General features: G+C 74.0%; 10 protein-coding genes. 4 read left to right on the top strand and 6 right to left on the bottom strand.

Annotated features, from left to right (window positions below):
• From ABD296_RS48170 to ABD296_RS48150, 5 genes are all read right to left on the bottom strand, one after another.
• The coding region (locus tag ABD296_RS48170) for a serine/threonine-protein kinase (protein ID WP_344284824.1) at positions 1 to 856 on the bottom strand (856 nt) is incomplete at its 3' end.
• A 20-nt stretch (positions 857 to 876) separates the two neighbouring features.
• On the bottom strand, positions 877 to 1,668 hold the full coding sequence (locus ABD296_RS48165) for a putative hydro-lyase (protein WP_344284822.1): 792 nt from the start codon (positions 1,666 to 1,668) through the stop codon (positions 877 to 879).
• A complete protein-coding gene (locus tag ABD296_RS48160; RefSeq protein ID WP_344284820.1) occupies positions 1,665 to 2,570 on the bottom strand; it encodes a 5-oxoprolinase subunit C family protein in 906 nt (301 codons plus the stop codon). Before ABD296_RS48160 ends, ABD296_RS48165 begins: the two co-directional genes overlap by 4 nt.
• The gene (pxpB, locus tag ABD296_RS48155; RefSeq protein ID WP_344284826.1) at positions 2,567 to 3,175 is read right to left on the bottom strand and encodes a 5-oxoprolinase subunit PxpB; all 609 of its coding nucleotides are present in this window, start codon (positions 3,173 to 3,175) and stop codon (positions 2,567 to 2,569) included. The genes ABD296_RS48160 and pxpB overlap by 4 nt, the downstream gene beginning before the upstream one ends.
• Positions 3,176 to 3,188: 13 nt before the next feature.
• On the bottom strand, positions 3,189 to 4,418 hold the full coding sequence (locus tag ABD296_RS48150) for an NRAMP family divalent metal transporter (RefSeq protein ID WP_344284818.1): 1,230 nt from the start codon (positions 4,416 to 4,418) through the stop codon (positions 3,189 to 3,191).
• A 164-nt stretch (positions 4,419 to 4,582) separates the two neighbouring features.
• Here ABD296_RS48150 and ABD296_RS48145 point away from each other — a divergent pair, with 164 nt between their 5' ends.
• Positions 4,583 to 5,278: a GntR family transcriptional regulator gene (locus ABD296_RS48145; RefSeq protein ID WP_344284816.1), complete on the top strand. Its 696-nt coding sequence runs from the start codon at positions 4,583 to 4,585 to the stop codon at positions 5,276 to 5,278.
• Positions 5,279 to 5,317: 39 nt separating this feature from the next.
• Here ABD296_RS48145 and ABD296_RS48140 read toward each other — a convergent pair whose 3' ends face one another.
• Positions 5,318 to 5,974, bottom strand: coding sequence for a GntR family transcriptional regulator (locus tag ABD296_RS48140; protein ID WP_344284813.1), 657 nt, complete (start codon positions 5,972 to 5,974; stop codon positions 5,318 to 5,320).
• Between the two features lie 144 nt (positions 5,975 to 6,118).
• On the opposite strand from ABD296_RS48140, the gene pdhA reads away from it, so the two are divergent.
• From pdhA to ABD296_RS48125, 3 genes are all read left to right on the top strand, one after another.
• On the top strand, positions 6,119 to 7,276 hold the full coding sequence (gene pdhA / locus ABD296_RS48135) for a pyruvate dehydrogenase (acetyl-transferring) E1 component subunit alpha (protein ID WP_344284810.1): 1,158 nt from the start codon (positions 6,119 to 6,121) through the stop codon (positions 7,274 to 7,276).
• 11 nt (positions 7,277 to 7,287) lie between these two features.
• A complete protein-coding gene (locus ABD296_RS48130) occupies positions 7,288 to 8,304 on the top strand; it encodes an alpha-ketoacid dehydrogenase subunit beta (protein WP_344284807.1) in 1,017 nt (338 codons plus the stop codon).
• A partial coding sequence (locus ABD296_RS48125) for a biotin/lipoyl-containing protein (protein WP_344284804.1) occupies positions 8,301 to 8,660 on the top strand: 360 nt, incomplete at its 3' end. The genes ABD296_RS48130 and ABD296_RS48125, both read left to right, overlap by 4 nt.

The raw sequence follows: 8,660 nt of genomic DNA, 5'->3' as shown, positions 1-8,660 counted from the left end.
CCCCCCCCCCCCCCCCCCCCCCCCCCCCCCCCCCCCCCCCCCGGAACGCGGCGAGCTGGACGCCGGCGGCGCCGGCCAGGACGCGGGCCGCCTCGGCCGCGGTCGGGCGGGCGGCCGGGTCCTCGTCCCGGCAGCGCCGGGACAGGGCGGCGACCTCGGCGGGGACGTCCGGCGGCGGATCCGCGACGGCTGAGGGCGCGCCCCCGGCGAGCGTCTGGCCGAGGACGACGCCCAGCGAGAAGATGTCCGCCGCGGGCGTCGGCGACGCCCCGGTGAGGAGCTCGGGCGCGACGTAGGCCGGGGTGCCCAGCATGGGCCCGCCGGACCCGGCGGATTTCGGGAGGCCGGTGAACGCGATGCCGAAGTCGAGGACCTTCACGCCGAGCGGGGTCAGGAACACGTTCGCGGGCTTGACGTCGCGGTGCACGATGCCGGCGGCGTGCGCGGCGGCCAGCGCGTCGGCGATCCGGGCGCAGACCCCGGCCGCCTCCCGCCACGGCAGCGGTCCCCGCGCCAGCCGCGCCGACAGGGTCTCGCCGTCCAGCAGCTCCATCACCACGTACGGGATGCGCCGCCGCTGGGCGAACCGTCCCGTGCGCGGGGTGATCTCGTCCTCGCCGTAGTCGTAGACGCCGGTGATGCTCGGGTGGGCGAGGCCGGCGGCGGCCTTGGCCTCCTGGCGGAGCCGGCGGGTGAACTCCTCCGGCCAGCCGTCCGCCGGCACCTTCACCGCGACGGCGCGGTCCAGGACGAGGTCGGTGGCGCGCCAGACGGTGGCCATCCCGCCGGCGCCCAGCGGCGCCTCCAGGAGGTAGCGCTCCCCGAGCCGGTCGCCCGGAGCGACGATCTCGGGCATGGGGGCAGCCTATGCCGGACTCAGGGCACGAGGTACCGGGAGTCGCGGGCGTCGGTGATCGCCATGTACCCCGGCGCGTGGCCGATCGCCAGCTTGGGGCGGGACGCCATGACCGCGGCCTGCGGCGTCACCCCGCAGGCCCAGAACACGGGGATCTCGTCGACCCGGACCTCGACCGGGTCGCCGAAGTCGGGCGCGTCCAGGTCGTCGATGCCGAGCTCCACCGGGTCGCCGACGTGCACGGGCGCGCCGTGCACGGACGGGTACCGCGCGGTGACCCGGACGGCGTCGGCGACCTGCGCGGCCGGGACGGGCCGCATCGAGACCACCAGCGGGCCGCCGAACTCGCCGGCGCGGCGGCACATCCGGTTCGTCCGGTACATCGGGACGTTGGTGTTCTGCTCGATGTGCCGGACGGGGACGCCGGCCTCGCGCAGCGCGTCCTCGAAGGTAAAGCTGCACCCGATGAGGAAGCAGACCAGGTCGTCGCGCCAGTACCCGGTGACGTCGGCCACCTGGGCGACCGGTTCGCCGTCCTCGTACACGACGTAGCCGGGCAGGTCGGTGCGCAGGTCGCCGGCGAACAGCGGCGCCGCCACCGCGCCCGGCTCGGTGACGTCCAGCACCGGGCACGGCTTCGGGTTGCGCTGCGCGAACAGCAGCAGGTCGTAGGCCTGGTCGCGGGGCACGGCGATGAGGTTGGCCTGCGTCCAGCCGGCGCACCAGCCGGCCGTGGGGACGCGGAGCCCGGCGCGGAACAGCGCCCTGGCCTGGTCCGGGGACAGCGAGCCCGGGTCGATGGGGTTCGTCACGTTCCCTCCTGTCGGAAGTGCGGTCCTGCGAGGACGGGGGCCGGATGCGGGCGGAACCGCAGCCGCTGGCCGGGGCGCGCCTGCGCGGCGCGCCCGATGTCGGCGGAGACCAGCACGGCGATCACCGGGTAGCCGCCGGTCACCGGGTGGTCGGCCAGGAACAGCACGGGGAGACCGGACGGCGGGACCTGGAGCGCGCCGGTCACCGTCCCCTCGCTGGGCAGCTCGCCGCGCCCGGCGTGCTCCAGGCGCGGGCCGTCCAGCCGCATGCCGACCCGGTCGATCTCGCTGGTCACCTCGTAGGGCGCGCCGAACAGCGCGTCCAGGGCGCCGGGGACCAGCCAGTCGGCGCGCGGGCCGGGGATCGCGCGCAGCTCGATGCCGGACGCGGGCGGCGGCGCGACGGGGAGCACGTCCAGCAGCGGGTTCTCGCGCGGCGGCGGGCCGACCGGCAGCACGTCGCCGGGCTTGAGCGGCGCCGGGCCGAGCCCGGACAGCGTGTCGGTGGAGCGGGAGCCGAGGACGGGCGGGACCGCGATCCCGCCGCGCACGGCCAGGTAGCTGCGCAGGCCGGCGGCGGGGGTGCCCATCCGCAGTTCGGCGCCGTCGGGCACGTGGAAGACCGAGTAGGGCGCGGCGGCCCGGCCGTCGACGGTCAGGGGCGCTGGTGCTCCGGTGACGGCCGCGAGCACTCCCCCGCGGGACCGGACGTGCAGCCCGCCGAAGGTGACCTCGATCGCAGCGGCGTCCTCGGGATTGCCGACCGCACGGTTCGCGAGCCGGAACGAATCCGGGTCCGCGGCGCCCGCCACCCCCACGCCGAGCGCCGCGTGACCCGGACGTCCCAGATCCTGAACGGTTGCCAGGAGTCCTGACTGCAGAACGTCCAGGCCCCGCTTCATGGTTCCCTCCGGACGAAACGAACTTTCACCCCAGGCCGGAGCAGGGCGGGCGGGTCGCGGTCCAGGTCCCATAGGACGGCCTCCGTTCGCCCTATGAGCTGCCAGCCTCCCGGCGACTCGACCGGGTAGACGCCGCTGAAGCGGCCCGCGAGCCCGACCGCGCCGGCCGGGACCCGGACGCGCGGGGTGCCGCGGCGCGGGACGTCCAGCCGCGGGTCCCCGCCCTCCAGGTAGCCGAACCCGGGCGCGAACCCGGTGAACGCGACCCGCCATGTCGTGCCGGTGTGGGCGGCGACGACCGCGTCGGGGGTGAGCCCGGTGAGCGCGGCGACCTCGCCGAGGTCCGGGCCGTCGTAGACGACGGGGATCTCGACGGTCGCCGCCGACCCGGCCGCCGCGCCGGGCCGCGCGCCGCGCACCGTGGCGGCGACCTCGGCGGGGTCGGCGGACGGGTCGAGCAGCAGGGTGAGGGTGCGGGCCGCCGGGACGACGTCGGCGACGCCGCGCGGCGGGGCGGCGGTGAGCGCCGCGTACAGGCCGAGCATCGCCTCCAGGCCGGGCAGTTCGACGAGGACGGCCCGGTCGCCGTCCGGCAGGATCCGCATCCCCTCCCCCATCTCAGTTCCAGAGGTCCTTGATGCCGGTCAGGGAGTTCCATCCCAGGTAGAGCGAGAGCAGCCAGGCGGCGACGCCGAGCAGCAGCAGCCAGGCCGGGTACCGGTAGCCGCCGAGCAGGTCGCGGCGGCGGGCGGCGACCCACAGCAGCACGGCCAGCCCGAACGGCAGGATGAGGCCGTTGAGGGCGCCGGCGAGGATCAGCAGTTTGGCCGGGGTGGTGCCCATCGCCAGGTAGATCGCGGTGGACACCACGATGAAGGCGACGACGAGCCGGTTGCGGTTGCGCTCGATCCAGCCGGAGAAGGAGACCAGGAACGACACCGAGGTGTAGGACGCGCCGATCACCGAGGTGATCGCGGCGGACCACATGATCAGGCCGAAGACGCGCAGCCCGGTCTCGCCGGCGGCGTGCTGGAAGGCCGACGGGGCGGGGTTGTCCTTGGCGAGGGTGACGCCGCCGGCGACGACGCCGAGCACGGCGAGGAACAGCAGCACGCGCATCACGCCGGTGACGATGATCCCGGTGACCGCGCTGCGGTTGATCTCGCGGACGTTGCCCGGCCCGGTCAGCCCGGACTCGATCATGCGGTGCGCGCCGGCGTAGGTGATGTAGCCGCCGACGGTGCCGCCGATCAGCGTGGTGATGACCAGGAAGTCGACCTGGTCGGGCGCGACGGTCTGGCGGAGCGCGTCGCCGACCGGCGGCCCGGACTTCACCGCGACGTACAGCGTCATCACGATCATGATGGCGCCGAGCACCACCACGATCCGGTCCATCGCGACGCCGGCCCGCCGGATCAGGAAGACCGCGATCGCGACCAGCGCGGACAGCGCGCCGCCGATCTTGACGTCCAGGCCGAGCAGCGCGTTCAGCCCGAGCGCGCAGCCGGCCACGTTGCCGATGTTGAACACCAGGCCGCCGAAGACGTCCAGGGCGGCCAGCGCGTAGCCGCCGCCGGGGACCACCGAGTTGCCGAGGTCCTGGGCGCGCCGTCCGGAGACGCCGACGATCCGCCACACGTTCAGCTGGATCGCGACGTCCACCAGCACCGAGACCAGGATCGCGAACGCCATCGCGGCACCGAGCTCGGCGGTGAAGGTGGTGGTCTGGGTGATGAACCCGGGGCCGATGGCGCTGGTGGCCATCAGGAACATGGCGCCGAGCAGGGCGCCGCGGCGGGAGGAGGAGGCGGGCGGGGCCGGGGGCTGGTCGAGGGCGGTGTCCGTCATGGCTGCCCCTTCCGGGGTGTCGGGCTTTCCGACAGCGTAAGGATTGTTCAACAATCCAGCAATCCCCTTGTTGATGATTTCTCCCGGGAAGGGGATACGGTGGGGCCCGTACGAGTTCCGCGCGCGGGCCGGCGGCGCCGCGCGCACGGCGGGAGGACGGGCCGATGCCGGCGCAGGGGTCGTGGCTGGAGACCATCGCGGCGGCCCGCGACGACATCGGCCGGCACAGCACCGCCGACCGCGTCGCCCACCTGCTGCGCGAGCAGATCACCGACGGGCGCCTCGTCCCCGGCCAGCGGATCCCCGAGGAGGACCTCGGCCGCGCCGCGAAGGTCTCCCGCAACACGATCCGCGAGGCGTTCCGGCTGCTCATCAACGAGCGGCTGCTCGTCCACGAGTTCAACCGCGGGGTGTTCGTCCGCCGCGTCACCGCCGACGGGCTCGCCGACCTGTACCGGGTCCGCCGGATCCTGGAGTGCGAGGGCGTGCGGTGCGCGCCGTCCGCCCCGTCCGAGGCGCTCGCCCGGGTGGAGGCCGCCGTGATCGACGGCGAGCGCGCCGCCGCGGGCGACGTCTGGGAGCAGGTCGGCACCGCCGACATCCGTTTCCACCAGGCGCTCGCCGCGCTGGTCGGCAGCCCCCGGGTGGACGAGATGACGCGGCACCTGCTGGCCGAGATGCGCCTGGTCTTCCACGAGATGGGCTCGCCGCGCGAGTTCCACGAACCGTACCTCGCCCGCAACCGGCGGCTCTACGACCTGCTGGAACGGGGCGACCTCGACGCCGCCGAGGCCGAACTGCGCTCCTACCTCGACGACGCGGAGGCGCAGCTCACCAAGGCGTACCGCGAGCAGGAGTGAACCGCGCGGGCACCGCCGGGGCGGCACCGCCGGGGCGGCTCACGGCGCGGCGTCCTTCGGCGCCTGCGGCGCGTAGTTCATGACGTGGTCGTGCAGCAGTTGCGGCGCCTGCGGGTCGCGGCGCCGGAACGCCTCGATCAGCTCGGCGTGCTCGGCCGACTTGGAGTAGATCCCGGTGTGGTGCAGCCGCAGCGAGAGCGTCGTCCACAGCTCGATGCCGAGGCCCTCCCACACCGAGAACAGCAGCCGGTTGCCGGCCGCCTCGACGATCTCGCGGTGGAAGGCGATGCTGAGCCGCATCTGCTCGTGCAGGTCGCCCTCGCGCGCCGCCTCGCTCAGCTGCCGGTTGCGCCGCTCCAGCGCGTCCAGGCAGCCCGCGATGCGCGCCATCCCCAGCTCGGCGGCGGTGCGCTCCAGCCCGGCGCGGACGGGGAAGATCTCGGCGAGGTCCTGCTCGGTGAACTCCCGGACGCGGGCGCCCCGGTTCGGCAGCGACTCGATCAGCCGCTGCGCCTCCAGTTGCCGCAGCGCCTCGCGCACCGGCCCCTGGCTGACACCCAGCTCGGTGGCGATGCGGCGCTCGACGATGCGCTCGCCCGGCTCCCAGCGCCCCGAGCTGATGCCCTCCACGATGAACTCGCGGATCTGGTCGGCGAGCCCGGTGCGCAGCAGCTGGGCGGAGACGGGCGTGTTCACGGGAGCCAATATTAGACGGGGGGACGGTAAGTGGGTCTTGACGCCCGACCGGCTAGACTCGAATATGATCGATCATTGATCAATGATGATCGGTGAGCGTCGTGGCGATCCTACGGCGTTCCCCCGGACTAAGGAAGGTCGCCGATGGCTGAGACCACACGGTCGGCTACCAAGGCCGCTCCGGCTCGCACGACCCGGAGAGCGCGCGGCACCAAGGCCTCCGGGCCGGCGGCCGCTCCGGCGAAGAGCGGTGCCGCGCGCCCGGTGAACGGCGACGCGCCCGGCGCCCCGGCGGAGAGCGCCGAGACGCTGGTCGGCTACTACCGGCAGATGCTGCTGATCCGGCGCTTCGAGGAGCGGGCCGCCCGCGCTTACACCGAGGCGAAGATCGGCGGCTACTGCCACCTGAACCTCGGCGAGGAGGCGACCGTCGTCGGCCTGATGGCCGCGCTGCGCCCCACCGACTACCTGTTCACCAACTACCGCGAGCACGGCTACGCGTTGACCAAGGGCATCTCCGCCGACCGCGTGATGGCCGAGCTGTACGGGCGCTCCACCGGCGTTTCCAAGGGCTGGGGCGGGTCCATGCACCTGTTCGACGCCGAGGCGCGGCTGCTCGGCGGGTACGGCATCGTCGGCGGCCAGGTCCCGCTGGCGGCCGGCGCCGCCCTCGCCGTCTCCTACAAGGGCGGCGACGAGGTCGTCATGTGCCACATGGGCGACGGCACCACCGCGATCGGCGCCTTCCACGAGTCGCTGAACATCGCCGGCCTCTGGGACCTCCCGGTCGTCTTCGTAGTGATCAACAACGGGCTGGGCATGGGCACCACCGTGGAGCACTCCGCCGCCGAGCCCGAGCTGTACCGGCGCGGCGCCGCCTACCGGATGGAGAGCGTCCGGGTGGACGGCACCGACGCGGTGGCCGTCCGGGACGCCGCGCGCGTCGCCGTCGAACGCGCCCGCGCCGAGAGCAAGCCCTACCTGCTGGAGACCACGAGCCCCCGGCTCAAGGGCCACTCGGTCGTCGACCCGGCCCGCTACCGGTCCAAGGAGGAGAAGGAGGCCCTGAAGGCCGCCGACCCCCTCGCCCGGATGGCGCTGGAGCTGCAGGAGGCGGGCATCCTGTCGCACGACGAGCGCGACCGCCTCGACGCGGAGGTCACCGCCGAGATCGACGCCGCCGCCGCGTTCGCCGACGAGAGCCCGGCGCCCGAGGTCTCCACGCTGTTCGACTACACCTACGCCACCCCGGTCCCGGGCGAGCTGCGCCGCCTGCCCGCCGACCCGGTATTCAGTTCCTGAGGAGCAGTTCCATGGCACCCGTCACTTACCGCCAGGCGCTCCGGGACACGCTGCGCGCGGAGATGCTCCGCGACGAGAACGTCTTCCTGATGGGCGAGGAGATCGGGCTCTTCGAGGGCTCCTACAAGATCACCGAGGGGCTGCTGAAGGAGTTCGGGCCGAAACGGGTCCGCGACACCCCGATCGCCGAGGAGGGCTTCGTCGGCGCCGCGATCGGGGCCGCGATGCTCGGCCTGCGCCCCGTCGTGGAGATCATGACGATCAACTTCTCGCTGCTCGCGCTGGACCAGATCGTCAACCACGCCGCCAAGATCTACGGCATGTTCGGCGGGCAGGCCAGCGTGCCGATGGTGATCCGCACCCCGGGCGGCGGCGGGCAGCAGCTCGGCGCCACCCACTCGCAGAACGTCGAGCTGTTCTACTCCTTCATCCCCGGCCTCAAGGTCGTCGCGCCGAGCACGCCCGCCGAGGCGTCCGCGATGCTGAAGGCCGCGATCCGCGACGACGACCCGGTCCTGTTCCTGGAGAACCTCGCCCTCTACAACACCAAGGGCGAGCTCCCGGCCCCCGTCGAGGAGATCGAGCCCGCCGAGATCGGCCGCGCCGGCGTCACCCGTCCCGGCACCGACATCACGATCATCGGCTACTCGCGGATGGCGCGGGTCGCCGCCGAGGTCGCCGAGACCCTCGCAGCCGAGGGCGTGTCCGCCGAGGTCGTCGACCTGCGCAGCCTGCGCCCGCTGGACCGCGCCACGATCGTCGAGTCGGTCCGCAGGACCGGCTGCGCGGTCGTCGCCGAGGACGACTGGCTCACCTACGGCATCGGCGCGGAGATCGCCGCGACGATCCAGGAGGGCGCCTTCGACTGGCTGGACGCGCCGGTCCGCCGGGTCGCGATGGCGGAGGTGCCGCTCCCCTACGCCAAGTCCCTGGAGACGGCGGCGCTGCCGTCCGCCGACTCCCTGCTCACCGCCGTCCGCGACACTCTCCGCGCGACCGGCCGGCTCGCCCTGGAGACCACCCGATGACCGAGATCCTCATGCCGCGCCTCTCCGACACCATGGAGGAGGGCGTCATCAGCTCCTGGCAGAAGCAGCCGGGCGACGAGGTGGCGGTCGGCGATGTCCTGGTGGACATCGAGACCGACAAGGCGGTCATGGAGTACGAGGCCTACGAGGCCGGCGTGCTGGAGAAGATCCTCGTCGGCGAGGGCGAGACCGCCGCGATCGGCGCCCCGATCGCCGTGGTCGTCCCGGCCGGCGGCGCCCGTCCCGAGGCGCCCGCCGCCGAGCAGGCCCCCGCACCGGCCGCCGAGCCGGCGCAGCCCGCCGCCGCTGCGGAACAGGAACCGGAACCGGAGCCCGCGCCCGCACCGGCCGCCGCC

It is taken from the genome of Actinomadura napierensis, from assembly GCF_039529375.1.
In the GTDB taxonomy this organism is placed as follows: domain Bacteria; phylum Actinomycetota; class Actinomycetes; order Streptosporangiales; family Streptosporangiaceae; genus Spirillospora; species Spirillospora napierensis.
This window is presented reverse-complemented; position numbering and strand designations above follow the sequence as displayed.